At 71.8% G+C, this 17,704-nt stretch carries 12 protein-coding genes and 1 pseudogene; 7 read left to right on the top strand and 6 right to left on the bottom strand.

All coding sequences use genetic code 11. The features are described from left to right. Positions 1-429 precede the first annotated feature (429 nt). Together AC0KTA_RS00720 and AC0KTA_RS00725 are read left to right on the top strand one after the other, a co-directional pair. Positions 430-1,071 carry a hypothetical protein gene (locus AC0KTA_RS00720; RefSeq protein ID WP_481053116.1) on the top strand — a complete coding sequence of 214 codons (642 nt, stop codon included), beginning with the start codon at positions 430-432 and terminating at the stop codon, positions 1,069-1,071. Beyond that, entirely contained in the window at positions 1,071-2,294 is a 1,224-nt protein-coding gene (locus tag AC0KTA_RS00725) for an MAB_1171c family putative transporter (RefSeq protein WP_481053117.1), read from the top strand. The genes AC0KTA_RS00720 and AC0KTA_RS00725 overlap by 1 nt, the downstream gene beginning before the upstream one ends. A 69-nt stretch (positions 2,295-2,363) precedes the next feature. Here AC0KTA_RS00725 and AC0KTA_RS00730 read toward each other — a convergent pair whose 3' ends face one another. Next, a complete protein-coding gene (locus AC0KTA_RS00730; RefSeq protein ID WP_481056720.1) occupies positions 2,364-2,933 on the bottom strand; it encodes a TetR/AcrR family transcriptional regulator in 570 nt (189 codons plus the stop codon). Positions 2,934-3,126: 193 nt separating this feature from the next. Between AC0KTA_RS00730 and AC0KTA_RS00735 the strand changes: the two genes are divergently transcribed. After that, positions 3,127-4,017 carry an NAD(P)-dependent oxidoreductase gene (locus AC0KTA_RS00735; protein ID WP_481056721.1) on the top strand — a complete coding sequence of 297 codons (891 nt, stop codon included), beginning with the start codon at positions 3,127-3,129 and terminating at the stop codon, positions 4,015-4,017. A gap of 140 nt (positions 4,018-4,157) precedes the next feature. Here the strand turns inward: AC0KTA_RS00735 and AC0KTA_RS00740 are convergent, their stop codons facing one another. Beyond that, complete coding sequence (locus AC0KTA_RS00740; RefSeq protein ID WP_481053118.1) at positions 4,158-5,654, bottom strand: MFS transporter; 1,497 nt, start codon at positions 5,652-5,654, stop codon at positions 4,158-4,160. Between the two features lie 114 nt (positions 5,655-5,768). Between AC0KTA_RS00740 and AC0KTA_RS00745 the strand changes: the two genes are divergently transcribed. The 4 genes from AC0KTA_RS00745 (at position 5,769) to AC0KTA_RS00760 (ending at position 10,709) form a co-directional block, all read left to right on the top strand. Continuing rightward, positions 5,769-6,206 (top strand): MarR family winged helix-turn-helix transcriptional regulator, encoded by a 438-nt coding sequence (locus tag AC0KTA_RS00745; protein WP_481053119.1) that lies wholly within the window; start codon positions 5,769-5,771, stop codon positions 6,204-6,206. Between the two features lie 171 nt (positions 6,207-6,377). After that, a complete protein-coding gene (locus AC0KTA_RS00750; RefSeq protein ID WP_481053120.1) occupies positions 6,378-8,588 on the top strand; it encodes an MMPL family transporter in 2,211 nt (736 codons plus the stop codon). A 161-nt stretch (positions 8,589-8,749) separates the two neighbouring features. Further along, the gene (locus AC0KTA_RS00755; protein ID WP_481053121.1) at positions 8,750-9,940 is read left to right on the top strand and encodes a sensor histidine kinase; all 1,191 of its coding nucleotides are present in this window, start codon (positions 8,750-8,752) and stop codon (positions 9,938-9,940) included. Between the two features lie 94 nt (positions 9,941-10,034). Next, positions 10,035-10,709, top strand: coding sequence for a response regulator (locus AC0KTA_RS00760; RefSeq protein ID WP_481053122.1), 675 nt, complete (start codon positions 10,035-10,037; stop codon positions 10,707-10,709). An 18-nt stretch (positions 10,710-10,727) separates the two neighbouring features. Here AC0KTA_RS00760 and AC0KTA_RS00765 read toward each other — a convergent pair whose 3' ends face one another. From AC0KTA_RS00765 to AC0KTA_RS00780, 4 genes and pseudogenes are all read right to left on the bottom strand, one after another. Next, complete coding sequence (locus AC0KTA_RS00765) at positions 10,728-11,948, bottom strand: MFS transporter (RefSeq protein WP_481053123.1); 1,221 nt, start codon at positions 11,946-11,948, stop codon at positions 10,728-10,730. 44 nt (positions 11,949-11,992) lie between these two features. Continuing rightward, positions 11,993-14,140: an RICIN domain-containing protein gene (locus AC0KTA_RS00770; protein ID WP_481053124.1), complete on the bottom strand. Its 2,148-nt coding sequence runs from the start codon at positions 14,138-14,140 to the stop codon at positions 11,993-11,995. 94 nt (positions 14,141-14,234) lie between these two features. Next, positions 14,235-16,281 (bottom strand): annotated as a pseudogene (locus AC0KTA_RS00775) (beta-galactosidase). A gap of 65 nt (positions 16,282-16,346) precedes the next feature. Then, positions 16,347-17,687, bottom strand: coding sequence for an ABC transporter substrate-binding protein (locus AC0KTA_RS00780; RefSeq protein ID WP_481053125.1), 1,341 nt, complete (start codon positions 17,685-17,687; stop codon positions 16,347-16,349). Positions 17,688-17,704 lie beyond the last annotated feature (17 nt).

A 17,704-nucleotide genomic window follows, 5' to 3' on the forward strand; every position in this document is an offset into this window, starting at 1 on the left:
TTGGGCGCCCTGAGAGTATCCGCCTCAACCGTCCCCGGCCAGCGCCGTCTTCAATTGTTGACACGCCGCTCGCCGTACAGTGTTCGACTTCCGGGCGTTTCCGGCGCCCGACCAGCGCTCCGGCCCAATTCAAGGGCTCTCTTTGACCGTTGATCGACGGCGGCGCCGCCGAGCCCTCGCGTCAACGGCCTGATAATGTCCCTGCCCAGGTCAGCGGGTGCACACGCCCGCCACGTAGGGGACGGGGAGCGTGAACGGCCTATGAGAGGCGCCAGCGCACGGGGACAGGTCCCGGGTCTCGCGGATCCGGCACGAAGAGGGGGGCCGGGGCACCGGGCGCGAGCGGCACGAAGAGCCCTGCTGCCGCCGCCTGTTGAGTGCGCCGGCGACGCCGGGCCCATCGCCGGTCCGAGCCGGGAGCGCTGACCCGTGCCGACGGTCGGCGCCCCCGCCGCGTGGCACCCCACCGGCCGGGGGCGCGTCGCCGACGCCTCGACCCGCATCCGCTCCGCCGTGCGCAAGCGCCGCGCCTGGACCAGGGCGCGCCGCCAGGCCGTCCGCATCATCCACGACGACCTCGGAATGCGGCCCGGCCAGGGGCTCCAGGAGCTCGTCGACGCCGTCGCCCGCGAGCGCGGCAGGACCATCACCGTCCTCAAACTGTCCCTGCCCTCACACGTCAGCGGGTTCTGTGTGCAGGGGGAGACGGAGGACACCATCGTCATCACCGCCCACACCAGCGAACGGCAAGGGCTGCACGTCCTGTTGCACGAGCTGTACCACCTCCTCAGCGGCCACACGCCGGACACGGACGCGGACGCCGTCACCGCCTGCGACCTCCTCGACGGGCACGCCCTCGCCGAGCAGATGCCCTCCCTCCCCGCCGACGCCGTACGGGAGGTGCTGACCCGGCCCGCCCAACTTCGCAACGGCTACGAGGAGGACGAGGAGTGGGCGGCCGAAGTCTTCGCCACCGTCGGCCTGATGACGCTCTCGCTCGACGAGGCGGCGGCCGACAGCCACACCGGATCGCTCACCTCCTCCTTCACGAACCGGCACGCCGGCATCTGATGTGGCACGCGCTGCTGACCGCGGTCGGCCTGACCGCCGCCGCGATCGCCCTCACCTTGGCCGTCGGCAAGGCGCTCGCCGCCCGCCGCGAACCGGCGCTCACCCTCAAGCTCACCGCCTCGTCCCTGTTCCACGCGAGCGCCGTGTTCCTGCTGGGCACGCCCGCCGTGTACGGCGCCGTCGGCACCGCCTTCGGCGCACCCCATCTGGCGGCCCTGCTCATCAACACCACGTCCCTGCTCTGCGTCGGCCACGCCCATCTCATGGCCGTCCTGTGGCATCCCGCGCACCGCGACAGGCGCGCGCTGCGCCGCACCGTCCGCGCCTGGGCTCCGCTCTACGCGGGCACCATCCTCGCCATGGCGGTCCTCTACACGCTGGCCGGTCCCGCCGACGAGACACGACCGCTGCTGTTCGCGCCCGACTATGTGGACACCCCGCAGGTCCTCGCGTTCCATCTCGTCTACTTCGCGGCACTGACCGCCGTCGTCACGGCCACGGTGCTGCGGTGCCGGGGACTCCTCGCGTTGCCGGGGCCACGCCTCGCACCCGAACTGCGCCGCTGCATCCAGGAGTTCGCGCTCGCCGTCGCCCTGGACCTCGCCCACGTCGGCTGCATCGCGGCGGCGATGATCGGCGCGGCGGGCGGCCTGCGGCTCGACGGGCTCGCGGAGGCCGCCTGGCTGACGACCGCCGCGAGCGGGCTCGTCGCCAACTACAGCCTCGTACGCCTGTCGCTCGCCGCCCGCCGGCAGGAGCGGCGCGACCATCAGATTCTGCGCCCCCTGTGGCAGACCGTCGTGCGCTCCGACCCGCGGCTCGTCCTCGCCCCCGGTCTCCTGTGGGGCGGCTGGGACACCCGCTTCGCCCTCTCCCGCAGACTCGTCGAGATCCGCGACGGCGCCCGCAGTCTGAGCCCCTGGATGAGCAGCGCGCCGGCCCGGGCCGTGGAACAGCTCGCCCGGCGCGGCTTCGTCGGGTTCGATCTCGTGGCGGCGCAGGCGGCGGCGACTCTGCTGTACGCCGCCGACGCACGCGACAAGGGCCGGCCGCCGGCCGACTCCGCCATGCTGCTCGCCGCGCTGCCCGGCGAGGACGTGCCCGCGGCGGCGGAGCGCGCCCACCTGGTCCTGGTGGCCCGCCATCTCGACCACCCGGTCGTGCTGGAGGCCCTGGTCCTCGCCCGGCGGGAGCGGTCGGCCTCGGGGGCGGGGCGGAGGTAGGCGGTGGACGGGGCGGCGGTCCGCCCCGCGACCAGGGGCGGGCTCATGGCCGTACGCCGACGTGACGGCTCACCGCCTGTCGGCCGCCCCGACCGCCCCGTCCAGAAGTGGCCCCAACTCCCGTGTCGCCACGGTCAGCGCGCGTACGTCCCCCTCGGCGCGGGCCATCAGCAGCGCCCCCTCCACGGTGCTGATCATCAGCGTGGCGAGCGCCTCGGCGCGGGCCGCGGGTACGTTCATGTCCGTGAGCGCCCGGGCCACCGGCCCGGTCCAGGCGGCGAACGCCGCGGCCGCGGCCGTCCGCGTCGGCTCACTCGCGTCCGCGCGGTCCACGACCGCCGCCGCGACCGGGCAGCCGGACGCGGCGCCCACCGCCTCCAGTTCGTCCGTCCACTGTCGCACCATCGCGGCGAACAGCCCGCTCGGCGTCGGCTCGGCCATCCCCGCGACGAACCGTGCGACGCGCCCCGCCGCGTACCGGCCCGCCCACTCCACCGCCTCGTTGACCAACTGCTCCTTGCCGCCGGGAAAGTAGTGCTGGAGGGAGCCGCGCGGCGCCCCCGCGTGCGCGACCACGTCCCGCATGCCGGTGGCGCCGACACCGCCCCGGCGCATCAACTGGGCCGCGCTGAACACCATGCGCTCGCGCGGGCCCCGCCCGGACACCTCACCTGCCGCCACGTCGCCGCCTCCACCTCGTTCACCGCGCTCACCCACCGCGCTCCGTACGAAATCGTGTGGGCCGCACCGTACTTCGCCCGCTACTATGACAGCTGTCATAGTAGGCCGGATCGACGGCCCCGCAGACCGGAGACGGGAGTGCGCGATGGCGATGGACGTGGGGTTCATGGGCCTGGGCGTCATGGGACAGCCCATGGCGCTCCGACTGGCCCGCTCCGGCGCCCGGTTGATCGTCTGGAACCGCTCCCCCGCCAGGTGCGCCCCGCTGCGCGCGGCCGGGGCCCGGGTGGCGGTGAGCGTCGACGAGCTGTTCGAGGAGGCGCCCGTCGTCATCCTCATGCTGGCCGACAGCGCCGCGATCGACTCGGCGCTCGGCCGGGACACCCGGGCGTTCGGTCCGCGGGTCGCGGGGCGCACGGTCGTGCACATGGGGACGACGTCACCCGAGTACTCTCGCGGACTCGCGGCCGACGTGCGCGCGGCGGGCGGGCGGTACGTGGAGGCTCCCGTGTCCGGGTCGCGCGAACCGGCCGAGGCGGGGCGGCTTGTGGCGATGCTCGCGGGTGAGCCGCGGGACGTGACGGCGGTGCGGCCGTTCCTCGAGCCCATGTGCCGGGAGATGTTCCTGTGCGGCCAGGTGCCGGGCGCGCTGCTGATGAAGCTGGCGGTGAACCTCTTCCTGATCACCACGGTCACGGGCCTCGCCGAGTCGTTCCACTTCGCGGAGCGGCAGGGCCTGGACACGAAGCTGTTCCTGGACGTGCTCGACGCCGGGCCGATGGCGAGCGGCGTCTCCCGCATGAAGTCGCCCAAGCTGCTGGCCGGGGACTTCGGCGTGCAGGCGGCCGCGCTGGACGTCCTCACGAACAACCGGCTCGTCGCCGAGGCCGCGCGGTCGTCCGGCGTGGCCTCTCCGCTGCTCGACGTCTGCCACGCGCTGTTCGCCGACACCGTGGCGCTGGGGCACGGCGGCCTGGACATGGTGGCGGTGCTGCGGGCGATCGAGGCCCGGACGGACGCGCTCGGTACCGACGGCTCCTGACCGCCGGCTCCGCCGGCCGGCCCGGTGAGCGCTGCCCGCGAAGAACGCGAAGCGGCCCGGCCACCTCACGGGTGACCGGGCCGCATGCCGTTGCTGCTTCAGCAGCCGCTTCTGGTTCAGATGCAGAAGCCGCTGCTGGTTCAGACCCCGACGCGCTCAGGGGTCTCCGACTCCGTCGACTCCGCCACCTTCTTCAGTACGGGCGTACGAGGCGCGTGCGCGGCCTTGAGTCCGAGCAGAGCGACGGCTACGACCAGCACGAAGGCCGCCCCGGCGATGGCGAAGCTGAGGGTGAACTGGCTCTCCTCGGGCAGCGCAGGCATCCCGGCCGGAAGCTCGATGGTCTTGGACGCGAGCAGCGAGGTGATCATCGCGCTGGCGACGGCGCTGCCGACCGAGCGGGAGATGGAGTTGATGCCGTTGGCGATGCCGGTCTGGTGGGCCGGGACGCTGGCGACGATCAGCGCCGGCATGGAGGCATAGCCGAAACTGATCGCCAGACCGACGACCATGCCCGCGCCGATCACCGAGGGGGTGGTGTCGTGCGCCAGGGTCAGCCAGGCGAAGCCGAGGACGCCGAAGACGGCCCCGATGGCCAGCGTCACGCGCGCCCCGATCCGGCGGACCAGCACACCGCCGAACTGGGCGCCCACCAGCGAGACGAGCGTGGTCGGCAGCAGGTAGACGACGGAGGCGTCGAGCACGGAGGCACCGAAGCCGTAACCGGCCACGGGCTCGGGCATCTGCACGAGGTACGAGACGCCGATGAACTGGGCGAACATCGCGAAGCCGAGCAGCAGGCCGGCCAAGTTGGTGAAGAGCACGGGACGGTGCGTGAACATCTTCATGTCCACCATCGGCTCGGCCACCCGCGTCTCGGTGAAGACCCACACTCCCGCCATGACGACCGCGGCGGCGAAGCTGCCGAGCGTGCGGCCGGACGTCCAGCCCCACTCGTGCCCCTGCGAGATCGGCAGAAGCAGCAGGACGAGGAGCAGCGCCAGGGTGAGGGCGCCCAGCCAGTCGGTGCGTCCACCCGTCTTCGTACGCGACGCGGGCACGACGAACAGCACGCCGACGAGGGCCACCACGGCGAGGACGACCGCGAGCCAGAAGACCCGGTGGTAGTCCGGGTCGGAGCCCTGGGTGAGGAGCCCCGCGCCGACGAGGGCGAGCCCGCTGCCGAACGCGAGCGTGCCGCTGACCAGGGCCATCGCGCCGTGGAGCTTCTCCGGCCTGATCTCCTCGCGCAGTACGGACAGGGCCAGCGGGAAGATCGCGGTCGCCGCGCCCTGCATCACTCGGCCGACGATGAGCCAGGTCAGCGAGGTCGTGGTGGCGGCGAGCACCGAGCCCGCGATCATCACGAGCAGCACGCCGACGAGGGTCGGCTTCTTGCCGTGCTGGTCACCGAAGCGGCCGAGGAGGGGCGTGAAGACGGCGGCGGACAGCAGCGTGGCCGTGGTCACCCAGCTCACGTTGGCGGTGGTGGCGTCCAGCTCGCTCTGGATGATCCCGAGGATCGGGACGACCAGCGTCTGCATCATCGAGACGACCATGGCGGCGAGCCCGAGCACCAGGACGACCGCGGTCTGTCCGGAGGGCCGAGCGGTCGCCGTGTGCTGTGCGTGAGACACGGAAACTCTTTCCCAACTACTTAAGAACCTAGAAGCTTGAGAACTTCAAGTAATGGCTTTACCGTAGACGTCGATACTTGAGATGGTCAAGTTTCTGGGCGTAAGGTGGATCACATGGCAGGACACCCGCGCGTCGGCACGGCCCAGCTCATGGAGCTGCTCTCGGTGTCGCTCGGCGCCTACTACGGCGACTTCACGGCCGCGGCCGCCCGCGAGAACCTCACGGCCAGCCAGGGCAAGACGCTCAGCGTGCTGCGCCGCGGCCCCGCCGCGATGCGCGTGCTCGCCGAGACCCTGGCCTGTGACGCCTCCAACATGACGGGCATCGTCGACCGCCTGGAGAAGCGCGGCCTGGTCCGCCGCGAGCCCAGCCCCGGCGACCGCCGCGTCAAGAACGTCGTCCTCACCCCCGAGGGCGAGCACGCCATCGACACCATCCGCGCCCACATGCACACCACGCTGGCGGGCCTGGCCACACTCGACGCCGAGGACCGGGCGACTCTGTACGCCCTGCTGGACCGCGTCTTCACGCCCCGCCTCGCGTCCCCCTGACGGCCCCTCCCCCGGCGGGACCAGCGTCGGTCGTCCCCACGGAGGATCTGGCGGGCTCCGGCTACTGAGATTTCAGTACCCCGATTGTCAGCAGCCGCACGACTACAGGACGGCCACCTCTCCAGGAGCCTTTCGGAGTACCCGAAGAACAGATCTGGAGGCCTCCGTTCCGTGGCCACTTTCCTCTATCGACTCGGCCGGCTGGCCTTCCGACGACGCTGGTACGTCACCCTGGTGTGGGTGGCGGTCCTCGCCGCCGTCGGATTCGGCGCCGCCACCGCATCCGAGGCCCCCGACGACAAGTCCTCGATGCAGGGCATCGAGGCCCAGCAGGCGTACGACCTGATGGGGCAGCGGTTCCCGGGGGCGGCGGCGGACGGGGCGAACGCCCGCATCGTGTTCGTCGCCCCCGAAGGGCAGAAGGTCACCGCGGCCGAGAACCGCGCGGCCGTCGAGAAGCTCGTCACCGAGGCGTCCGAGGGCAGCCAGGTCGCGCGCGCCGTCGGCCCGTTCCAGGCCCGGGCGGTGAGCAAGGACGGCTCCACGGCGTACGCCACCGTCACGTACAAGGTGAAGGCCGACGAGCTCACCGACGCCACGAAGGAGCACCTGGAACGCGCCGTCGACCAGGCCCGGGATGCGGGTCTGACCGTGGACGTCGGCGGGAACGCGCTCGCCGAGCAGCCCGCCGCGGGCGGGGCGGGCGAGCAGATCGGCATCGTGATCGCGGCGCTCGTGCTGATCGTCACCTTCGGCTCCCTGGCCGCGGCCGGCCTTCCGCTGCTCACCGCCGTGCTCGGCGTCGGGATCAGCATGGCCTCGATCATGGCCCTGGGCGGTCTGCTCGGCCTCTCCTCGACGACCGGCACCCTGGCCGCCATGCTCGGGCTCGCGGTCGGCATCGACTACGCCCTGTTCGTCGTCTCGCGCTACCGGGAGGAGCGGGGCAAGGGGCACGCGCCTCAGGAGGCGGCAGGGCTCGCCGCCGGCACGGCAGGTTCGGCCGTGGTCTTTGCCGGGCTCACCGTCGTCATCGCCCTGGCCGGGCTCTCCGTGGTCGGTGTCCCGATGCTGACCAAGATGGGGCTGACGGCCGCGGGGGCGGTCATGATCGCCGTACTCATCGCGCTGACCCTCGTCCCGGCACTGCTCGGCTTCTGGCCGAACGCCGTCCTCGCACGCCGCGTCCGCAAGGGCCGGGTGCGCGGGGCCGCGGCGGAGGGCGCCGGCACGCGGTGGGCACGCTTCGTGCTGCGCCGCCCCGTGCCCGTGCTGCTCGCCTCGGTCGTCGGACTCGGCGTCCTCGCTATACCGGTGATGGATCTCCAGCTCGGCATGCCCGGCGCCGAGGCCAAGTCCACGGCGACCAGCGAACGGCGCGCCTACGACGCGCTGGCCGACGGCTTCGGTCCCGGCTTCAACGGGCCGCTGACCGTGGTCGTGGACGCGCAGCACGCCGACGCGCCGAAGGGCGCCGTCTCCGACATCTCCCGGGAGATCGCCGGTACCGACGGGGTCGTGAACGTCTCGTCCGCACGGTTCAACAGCGCCGGTGACACCGCCGTCCTCTCCGTCACCCCCGCCACCTCGCCCACCAGCGAGCAGACCAAGGGCCTGGTGCACACCATCCGCGGCGAGCGGCCCGCGACGGAGTCCGCCACCGGCGCGACCTTCGAGGTCACCGGCACCACCGCGATGGACATCGACGTGGCACAGAAGATGCAGGACGCGCTGATCCCGTACCTCACGGTCGTGGTCGGACTCGCCTTCCTGCTCCTGCTCGTGGTCTTCCGGTCCGTGCTCGTCCCGCTCAAGGCGGCCCTGGGCTTTCTCCTGTCGGTGCTGGCCTCGCTCGGCGCGGTCGTGGCCGTGTTCCAGTGGGGCTGGGGTGCCGAGCTGCTCGGCGTCGAGCAGACCGGCCCGATCATGAGCATGATGCCGATCTTCCTCGTGGGCATCGTCTTCGGCCTCGCCATGGACTACGAGGTCTTCCTCGTGTCCCGGATGCGGGAGGCGTACGTCCACGGGGACCGGCCGGGGCAGGCGGTGGTCACCGGGTTCCGGTACAGCGCGCGGGTCGTGGTGGCGGCCGCGCTGATCATGATGGCCGTGTTCTCCGGGTTCATCGGCGCCGGCGAATCGATGATCAAGATGATCGGGTTCGGCCTCGCCGTCGCCGTCCTGTTCGACGCCTTCGTCGTCCGCATGGCGCTGGTGCCCGCCGTCCTCGCCCTGCTGGGCGAGCGGGCGTGGTGGCTGCCGTCCTGGTTGGACCGGCTGCTGCCGCGCGTCGACGTGGAGGGCGAGGCGCTCGGCGGTGCTGTGCCTGCCGGTTCTCCGTCCGCGACGCAGGGGCCCGGCCGGGAGACCGTGCGCGTCTGACACGGAGTTACCCGCCCGCGGGCGCCCGTATCTCACCACCCGAGGGGCGCCCGTGTCTCACCGCCCAAGGGGCGCCCGTACAAGACACGGGCGCCCCTTGCCGTCCCGCCACCGGGCGCGTCACCCACCATGGGACTCCAGATCACCAGACCGGAGCACCGATGATCACCAAGATCGCCGAACTGCGGCGGTACGCCGACCAGCACCCCCGTGTCGTCGACACGACGCTCATCGCGCTGCTCGTCGTCGCCTCCGGCCCCGCGGCGCTCTACAGCAGCCTGCCGTACGGCGGCGACCGGCTCGGCTGGTGGCCCGTCGTCCCGACCTCGGCCCTCGCGTCCCTGGCCCTGCTGTGGCGGCGGGGCCATCCGCGTACCGTCGTCGTGTTCACCGCGGTCTGTGCCAGCGCCGCCGGAGGCATCGGTTACCTGATCACGCCCCTCCTGCTCGCCCCGGTCATGACCGCGCTCTACGAACTGGCCGTGCAGACGCCCCGGAGGACCTCGCACCTCTACTGCCTCGGCGTCATCACGCTGATCGTCATGACCGCGCTGCTCGCCGAGGGGCACTCCTACTACCCGTGGCCCCTCACCACGATCAATCCCACGTTCTGTCTCATGCTGCCGGTCGCCCTGGGCTCGGGGGCCCGCCTCCGGCAGGCCTATCTGGAGGCGGTGCAGGCCCGCGCCGAGCACGCCGAACGCACCCGCGAGGAAGAGGCCCGCCACCGGGTCTCCGAGGAACGGGTCCGCATCGCCCGCGAGTTGCACGACGTCGTCGCCCACCACCTGGCCCTGGCCAACGCCCAGGCCGGCACCGCCGCGTATCTCGCGCGCGCCGACCCGCAGGTCCGGCCCATCCTCGACGAACTGACCGGCACCACCTCCGCCGCGCTGCGCGAGATGAAGGCGACGGTCGGTCTGCTGCGCAGGCCGGACGAACCGGGCACTCCGCTGGAACCGGCCCCCGGGCTGCGTCAACTCCCGGACCTGAAGGATGCGTTCGCCGGCGCGGGGCTCGCCGTCGACGTCACCGTCGAGGGCGAGGAGCGCCCCCTGTCCCCAGGGGTGGATCTGACCGCCTACCGGATCGTGCAGGAGTCGCTGACCAACGTGACCAAGCACGCCACCGCCGGCACGGCCCACGTGCGGCTCGTCTACTCCGGCGACCGGCTGACGATCACGGTCACCGACGAAGGCGGCCCGCCGCGGTCCTCCCCACCGCCCACCGGCGACGGCTTCGGCCTCATCGGCATGCGGGAACGCGCCCGGTCCGCCGGTGGCCACCTGGAGGCGGGAAGTCGCCCCGGTGGCGGCTTCACCGTCACCACCGAACTGCCGATCCTGCCCTGACCTCGCTGACCCGGACCCCGCTGCCCCGCTGCCCCGCTGACCCCGAGATGTCCCCCCCCCGGTGCCCCGCCGGTACCTATAGAAGACGGCCCTCATGACCATCCGTGTGCTGCTTGCCGACGACCAGACCCTGCTGCGCGCCACCTTCCGCATCCTGATCGACGCCGCTCCCGGTATGACGGTGGTCGGCGAGGCCGCCGACGGCGCGGAGGCGGTCGCGCTCGCCCGCGTCCACCGCCCCGACCTCGTCCTCATGGACATCCGCATGCCCGGCACCGACGGCCTCGCCGCCACCACGGCCATCTGCGCCGACCCCGACCTGGCGGCCACCCGCGTGCTCATCCTCACCACCTTCGAGACCGACGACTACGTGGCCCACGCGCTGCGCGCGGGTGCGAGTGGTTTCCTCGGCAAGGACGTCTCCGCCGACGTGCTGCTCGACGGCATCCGCACGGTGGCCGCGGGCGAGGCGCTGTTGTCGCCGACGGCCACCCGTTCCCTCATCGCCCGCTTCCTCACGGCACCCGAGTCGGCCGCGCGCTCGACACCACCCGAGCGTCTTGCCGCGCTCACCACCCGGGAACGCGAGGTCATGGCCCTGGCCGCCGAGGGCCTGTCCAACACCGAGATCGCCGACCATCTGGTCCTCAGCCCGCTGACCGTACGCACCCACGTCCAGCGCGCCATGACCAAACTCAACGCCCGCGACCGGGCCCAACTGGTCGTCATCGCCTACCAGTCGGGCCTGCTGCGGCCCGGCACCGGCTGACGCGCAGCCGCGGCCGGGTCAATCCGTGCGGCGGGGGCGGGTGGCCCGGATCAGCCAGAGCGTGGCACTCAGGCACAGCGCCGAGATGCCGCACAGCAGCAGCGGAACCGCGCGGATCCCGGACCACTCGATGGCCTTGCCGAGTGCGGGCCCCGCGGCGACACCGCCGACCATGGACGCGGCGATGACGACGGCCCCGGCCCGCCGGGCCCGGGGAGCCGCCCTGTTCAGCCAGGGCAGCCCCGTGGGGAAGATCGGCGCGATGAACAGGCCGACACCCGCGTACGCGTAGGGGGCGAGGCCCGGCACCGCGGCCAGCAGCAGGCAGACCGTCATGCCGGCGCACGAGACCGTGATGATGGCCTGGGCCGAGAAGCGCAGCGCGATCGGCGCGACCAGGAAGCGGCCGATGGTCATCATCAGCCAGTACACGGAAGTGGCGGTGGCGGCGGCGCCCGCGCTGTAGCCGACCGTCTCCAGGTGCGTGGGTTCCCAACCGCCCACCCCGGCCTCGATGCCCACGTGGAGGACGTACAGCGTGACGAACGCGCAGAGCACGGAGCCCAGGCTGCGGCCGAGGACCTGCCCACGACCGGGCTCCGCCCGTCGCCCTGTGTCGCCGTCCGCGTCGGTGCCCGTGTCGGCGTCGGCGTCGGCCTCGTGCGGTGCCCGGTCGCGTACGCCTCGCAGGCACAGCAGCAGCGGGAGATTGGCCAGCGCGAACCCGAGGAAGACCGCCGGGTAGTGCTCGGCGCCGATCGCGCCGATCAGTGCGGGGCCGAGGATCGCGCCCACGCCGAAGTGCGCGTTGAGGATGTTGAGCATCGCGGTCGAGCGGTGGCCGAAGCCGACGGCGAACAATTGGTTGAGGCCGTAGTCGATGCCGCCGAAGCCGAGTCCGGCGAGCAGTGCCATGGCGAGGCCGACGGGCCAGTTCGGTGCCAGGGCGAAGCCGGCCGCGCCCACCCCCATCAGGACGTACGAGCTGCCGAGAACCTTCCGGTTGCCGAGCCTGCCGTACAGCCGGTCGAAGAGCAGTACCCCGGCGACCCCGCCGACGAAGTGGGCGCTGAGCCCGAGTCCGGCCGCGGAGGGCGAGAGCCCGAACTCCTCGCGGAACGCCGGGATCGCGGGCCCGTACAGCGCCTGGAGCGCGCCGATGAGGACGAAGCCCGCACACGACGCGACCACGGCGGCCGGGCTGAACAGCGGCGCGTGCGCCCCCTCTCGGGAGGGCACCCCCTCTCGGGAGGGCGCAGCGCGCCGCAGGGTCGGACGGTCGGTCACCTGGAGTCCGGGTCCGCGGGACGGCCCGTCACGTCGACCACCCGCCAGCGCTGGTGGGCGCCGGAGTTCGGGGTCCACGTCGTGACGGCGGCTCCGTCGTGGGTGGCCTCGCCGCCGACCTCCAGGAGCCTTCCGGTGGCCGCGTTGACGAGGGTCCAGGTGCCGTCGCCCGTCGTCGACATGATCCACTGGGTGGCGGCGTCGTGGCGGCCCCGGTCGGGTTCCAGGACCGGGGCGCCGTCCCGGACGGCCAGACGCTTGCCGTCCGCAGGGTTGGTGAAGACGTACCGGCGCCGGTCGGCGGTGTCGCCGCCGCTGATCCGGCGCAGCTGCCACCGCTGACCGGCCCCGGCCGCCTCGGTCTTCGCGGCCTTCGCGGCCTTCGCGGCCTTCGCGGCCTTCGCGGCCTTCGCAGTCTTCGTGGCCTCCGTGGACCCCGTGGCCTTGATGACCAGGCCCTTGCCGTCCTCGGCCACGCCGAGCGCCTTGCCGCTCTGGACGCCGGTCAGCTCGTACGTGTGGCCCTCGCGCAGCAGGGACGCGTCCTGCGCGACGCCGGACACGCCCTCGACGACGAAGGACGTCACCGATTGCGCGGGCACGGTGAAGGTGGCCCGTGCGCCGCTCACCTTGATCGCGTCGTGCCGTTCGAGCTTGCCTTCGGCGCTGGTCACCACCGGAGTGACGGTGGCCTGCGGGCTGATGCGGCCGAACTTGGACAGGTCGACCGTGACCGTGCGCGCCGAGGTGGCGCTGTTGACGTGGACGACGGTTGCCCCGTTGCCCTTCCGCGAGACGGCCGCGGCGCTGGAGTTGTCGTCGACCTTGATCAGGCGGTCGCCCGGCTTGATGTAGTGGGTGAAGTTGCGGGCCGTGTCGAACTTCGTGTTCGTACGGATCGGGCAGGTGGCGAGGGTGTCCTTCGAGGTGCAGCTGAAGGGGAGCTGGATGCTGCCCCAGTTGCCGCCCTTGGCGGACTCGCCGCCGGGCTTCATGTTGTCGTAGTCCTCGACGGGCTGCCAGAACACCCAGGCGCGGGGCTCGAGTTCCCGCAGGTCGTCGACCATGTGCTGGGCCAGACCGAGACCGGGCCGCATGTCGTCGAAGTCCTGGCCGTCGCCCCAGTCGCCCTCGACCTCGCTCATCCACAGCGGCTTGTCCGCCGCCTTGGCCAGGTCGCGTACGGTCGTGCGGCCGCCGGTGCCGTAGGTGTGGACGTTCATCTGGCCGACGAGGTCACGGACGTCGGAGGGGTAGCTGTTCCAGTTCTGCGCGAAGATGCCCGGGTTGGTCTCGTCCATCGCGGAGATCTTCGCGTGGGTCTTCGACTTCTTCAGGGCGGGGGCGAGCGCGCGGATCACCTTCTGCTGGAGGCCGGGGCCCATGTGCGCCCCTTCCTGGCGGCCCCCGACGGGTTGGCCGTCGGGGCCGAGGCGGGTGCTCCAGTAGCTGGTGTTGGGCTCGTTGAACGGGTCGACGGTGTCGACCTTGATGCCGTGCGCCTTCTCGAGGCGCTTGGTGGCGCCCGCGACATAGGCGGCGAAGTCGTCGACGGAGCCCGTCTTGAGCTGGTCGGCGGAGGCGTCGAAGCCGCCGGAGACATATCCGCTCCCGGTCATGAACCAGGGCGGTGAGTTGCTGAACGTCTCCCAGTGGTCGATGTCGTTCTTGATCCGGTCGACCCACCAGCGCTGGGTGGCGTCGGCGTCGGGGTTCCAGTCGGCCTTGTCCTTTGGGTCCCACCAGTCGGTGTCGTCGCGGGTGGTGCCCTCCGGCGCCTTCCACCAGCCCTCGACCGCTCCCCCGGGACGCAGGTAGTCCTTCACGTCCGGGGCGTTGCCGCCGCCGATGTTGTAGCGGGCGATGTTCAGGGCGAGGCCGCCGTCGTCGAAGAGGAGACGGGCCAGCTTCTGGCGTATCTCCTCGGGATAGTCGCCGGTGGCATTGGCGAACCAGGCGAGGCTCGTGCCCCAGCCCTGGAACTCCTGCTGCCGGTAGGAGGGGTCGGGCCGGACGGTGACGGCGGCGGCCTCACCGGCCGCCGTGGCTGTCGGTGGTGGGGCGGTGAGCAGGGCCGCCCCGGTGGCCAGGGCGGTGATGCCGACGGCTCCCAGGAGCCGTCGCGTGCGGGCGCGGTGTGTCATGGTGCGCTCCCAACTGGTCTGTGGTCGATGCGGCGCCGTGCAGGAGAGTGCGCTGTACGGAAAGCAGGAGAGTGCGCTCTACGGGAAGGGGGTGTCAGCGTGCGGGCTGGCGCAGGACGGCGACGTCCCGGGGCGGCAGGGCGAAGCCGTTCTCGGTGACTGCCGGGCCTATCAGGAGTTCCCCGCTGAGTCCGGGCAGCGGCACCGTCTCGTCGGTGCGGTTGACCAGGAACAGATAGCGGCCGTCGGCGCCTCGGCGCACGGCGAGCTCGACACGGCCGCGGGCCACGGCGGGCAGTTCGCTGTCGACACCGGCGGCGGCGAGGAGTTCGGGGAGCAGCACGGTCAGGCCGTCCGCCCCGAGGCGGGTGGAGACGTACGCTGCCGAGCCCCGGCCCGCGGCGCGGCGCGTGACGGCGGGGCGGGCGGCGTAGGCGCCGGTGCGGTACCGGGCGAGGACCTCGACGGCCGGGCCGGTGACGGTGATCCGGTCGGTCCACACCGTGCCGGTGGTGGCGTTGTCGAGGGCGACCGTCTCGTCGGCGGCCAGCGGTCCGAACTCCTCGATGCGGATGCCGAGCAGTTCGCGCAGGGCTCCGGGATAGCCGCCGAGCCAGATGTGGTCGTTCTCGTCGACGACACCGGAGAAGTAGGTGGTGACGAGGTGGCCGCCGCCTTCGACGTAGCGCGTGAGGTCCTTGGCGAGGGCCTCGGGGATCACGTGCAGGACGGGCGCGATCAGGAGGTCGTACGCGTCGAGTCCGGTCCGGGTGGTGACGACGTCGGCCCGGATGCCGAGGGCGAGGAGGGCGGAGTACCAGTCGAGGGCCTCCTGGCGGTAGTCGAGGCGGGAGGTCGGGTGGGAGTCCTGTTCGCTCGCCCACCACGACTCCCAGTCGAACAGGACCGCGACGCGGGCCGGTTCGCGCCCCGCCCCCGCGACGGGCGCCAGCGCCTGAAGGGTCCGCCCGAGGCCGGTGACGGCGCGGAAGACCTCGCTGTCGGGTCCGGCGTGCGGCACCATCGCCGAGTGGTACTTCTCGGCGCCGGCCGCCGACTGCCGCCACTGGAAGAAGCACACGGCGTCGGCGCCGTGCGCGACGTGCAGGAGCGAGTCGCGGGCGAGGTCGCCGGGCCGCTTGGCCAGGTTGACGGGCTGCCAGTTGACGGCGCTGGTGGAGTGCTCCATCAGGAACCACGGGCGGTGGCCCGCGATGCCGCTGGTGAGATTGGCGGAGAAGGACAGCTCGTCGCGGTCCTGGGGGCCGGGGTGGACGTAGTGGTCGTTGGAGACGAAGTCGATCTCGTCCGCCCAGTCCGGGTAGTTCATGCCCTTGGTGTTGCCCATCACCATGAAGTTCGTGGTGACGGGGACGTCGGGCGTGAGCTCCCGCAGGACGTCCCGTTCCGCGCGCAGGTACTCCTTCAGCGCGTCCGAGGAGAAGCGCTTGAAGTCCAGCTGCTGGGTGGGGTTGGGGTGGGAGGCGGCGAGCCGGGGCGGCAGGATCTGCTCCCAGTCGCTGTAGCGCTGGGACCAGAAGGCGGTGCCCCAGGCGTGGTTGAGGGCGTCGAGCGTGCCGTGACGGGCCCGCAGCCAGTCGCGGAAGGCGCGGGCCGCGTCGTCGGAGTAGTCGTAGATGTTGTGGCAGCCCAGCTCGTTGGAGACGTGCCAGGCCACGAGGGCCGGGTGGTCGGCATAGCGCTCGACCAGCTTCCGCACCAGGCGCAGCGCGTGGGTGCGGAAGACGGGCGAGGTGGGGCCGCCAGTGCTGGCGCGCCCCCGGCCACACCGTCGCCCCGGAGGCGGTCACCGGAAGGATCTCCGGGTGGGCCGTGGTGAGCCAGGGCGGCGGGGAGGCGGTGGCGGTGGCCAGGTCGGCCCCGATGCCGCCCGCGTGCAGCAGGTCCATCAGCTCGTCGAGCCAGCCGAAGTCCCAGGCGTCCTCGGCGGGTTGGACGCGGGCCCAGGAGAAGATCCCCACGGAGACGGTGTTCACCCCGGCCTCGCGCATCAGCCGGACGTCCTCGTCCCAGACGTCGCGCGGCCACTGCTCGGGGTTGTAGTCCGCGCCGTAGGCGATGCGCGGGGTGCCGTCGCTGCCCGGTGCGTACGGGAAACGGGACGGGGGGCGAGAGGTCATGCACGTCCTTCCAGTGCCATGAAATTCCGGGGCCATGAAATAAGAGGGAGCGAAGTGGACGAGGGCTACTTCTGGACGGTGAAGCCCTGCTCCGTGCCGTACTTGACGGAGGCGTCCTGCCACGCCTTCAGGCCCCGCGACAGCGGCGTACCGGAGACGTAGGCCTTGCCGACGGTGTCGTTGAAGATCGAGTTGGCGTACACCTGGTACGGCAGGTACTTCCAGTCGGTGGGGACGTTCTTGGCGGATTCGGCGAAGACCTTGTTGGCCTTCTGGCCGCCGAAGTACGGGAACGGGGTGTCCTGGAACGCCTTGGAGTTCAGGTCCTTGGTGGTCGCCGGGAAGGCGCCGCCCTTGATGCGGGTCTGCACGCCCTCACCGGAGTTGGCGTACTCGACGAAGGCGTAGGCGAGTTCCTTGTTCTTGCCGAGCGCGGGCAGGGCGAGGGAGCTGCCGCCGTTCTCCGCGCTCGCGTGGGCGCCCTTGGTCCACTGCGGCAGCGGGGCGACGCGCCAGTCACCGGACGCGTTCTTCACGCCGGACGCGAAGTTGGCGGGCATCCAGGCGCCGATGGGCAGGGTGGCGATGGTGCCGTCGCCCAGGCCCTTGTACCAGCCGTCGCTCCAGCCCACGACGGGTGCGACGAGCTTCTCGTCGATGAGCTGCTGCCAGGTGTCGGTGTACTTCTTGGCCCCGGCGTCGGTGAAGTCGATCCCGACCTTGGTGCCGTCGACCTTGTACGGGTGCGAGCCGGCCTGCCACAGCAGGCTGGTCGTCATTCCCGCGTCACCGACGTCGCTCGCGATGTACGCCTTCGGGTTCGCCTTGTGCAGCTTGCGGCCGGCCTCGACGTACTCGTCCCACGTCGTCGGCACGGCGATCTTGTACTTGTCGAAGACCTTCTTGTTGTAGAACAGCGCCATCGGGCCGGAGTCCATGGGCAGGCCGTAGATGCCGTCGCCGGACTTGACGGAGTTCCACGGGCCCGGCGAGTAGGCGCGGGCGAGCTTGTCGGCGCCGTACGCCTTGAGGTCGGTGATGTCCTTGGTCAGGGCGTACTGGCCGAGCGCGTAGTACTCGATCTGCGCGACGTCGGGGACGCCCTTCTTCGCGGAGATGGCGTTCTGCAGGGCCTTGTACTGGTCGTTGTTGGTGCCGGCGTTGACCAGCTTGACGTCGACCTTCGGGTACTTCTTCTCGAAGTCGGCCTCGACCTGCTTCAGGGTGGGCTCCCACGCCCACACCGTGACGGTGCCGCCCTTCTTCAGCGCGGCCTTGATGTCGGCCGCACTCACCTTGTCCTGGCTGGAGTTGTCGTCGTCGGAGCCGCCGCACGCGGTCGCCCCGAGGGCGAGGGCGCAGACGAGGCCGAGGCCGCGCAGCAGGCGGCGGGGGTGCTTGGGCATGGCGATGCTTCCACTTC

Source organism: Streptomyces sp. Y309, from assembly GCF_056712025.1.

Excerpts from the sequence above, each read along its gene's own strand:
- AC0KTA_RS00725 (WP_481053117.1), top strand. The coding sequence starts at position 1,071 with ATGTGGCACGCGCTGCTGACCGCGGTCGGCCTGACCGCCGCCGCGATC.
- AC0KTA_RS00730 (WP_481056720.1), bottom strand. The coding sequence starts at position 2,933 with ATGGTGTTCAGCGCGGCCCAGTTGATGCGCCGGGGCGGTGTCGGCGCC.
- AC0KTA_RS00735 (WP_481056721.1), top strand. The coding sequence starts at position 3,127 with ATGGACGTGGGGTTCATGGGCCTGGGCGTCATGGGACAGCCCATGGCG.
- AC0KTA_RS00745 (WP_481053119.1), top strand. The coding sequence starts at position 5,769 with ATGGCAGGACACCCGCGCGTCGGCACGGCCCAGCTCATGGAGCTGCTC.
- AC0KTA_RS00755 (WP_481053121.1), top strand. The coding sequence starts at position 8,750 with ATGATCACCAAGATCGCCGAACTGCGGCGGTACGCCGACCAGCACCCC.
- AC0KTA_RS00760 (WP_481053122.1), top strand. The coding sequence starts at position 10,035 with ATGACCATCCGTGTGCTGCTTGCCGACGACCAGACCCTGCTGCGCGCC.
- AC0KTA_RS00770 (WP_481053124.1), bottom strand. The coding sequence starts at position 14,140 with ATGACACACCGCGCCCGCACGCGACGGCTCCTGGGAGCCGTCGGCATC.
- AC0KTA_RS00780 (WP_481053125.1), bottom strand. The coding sequence starts at position 17,687 with ATGCCCAAGCACCCCCGCCGCCTGCTGCGCGGCCTCGGCCTCGTCTGC.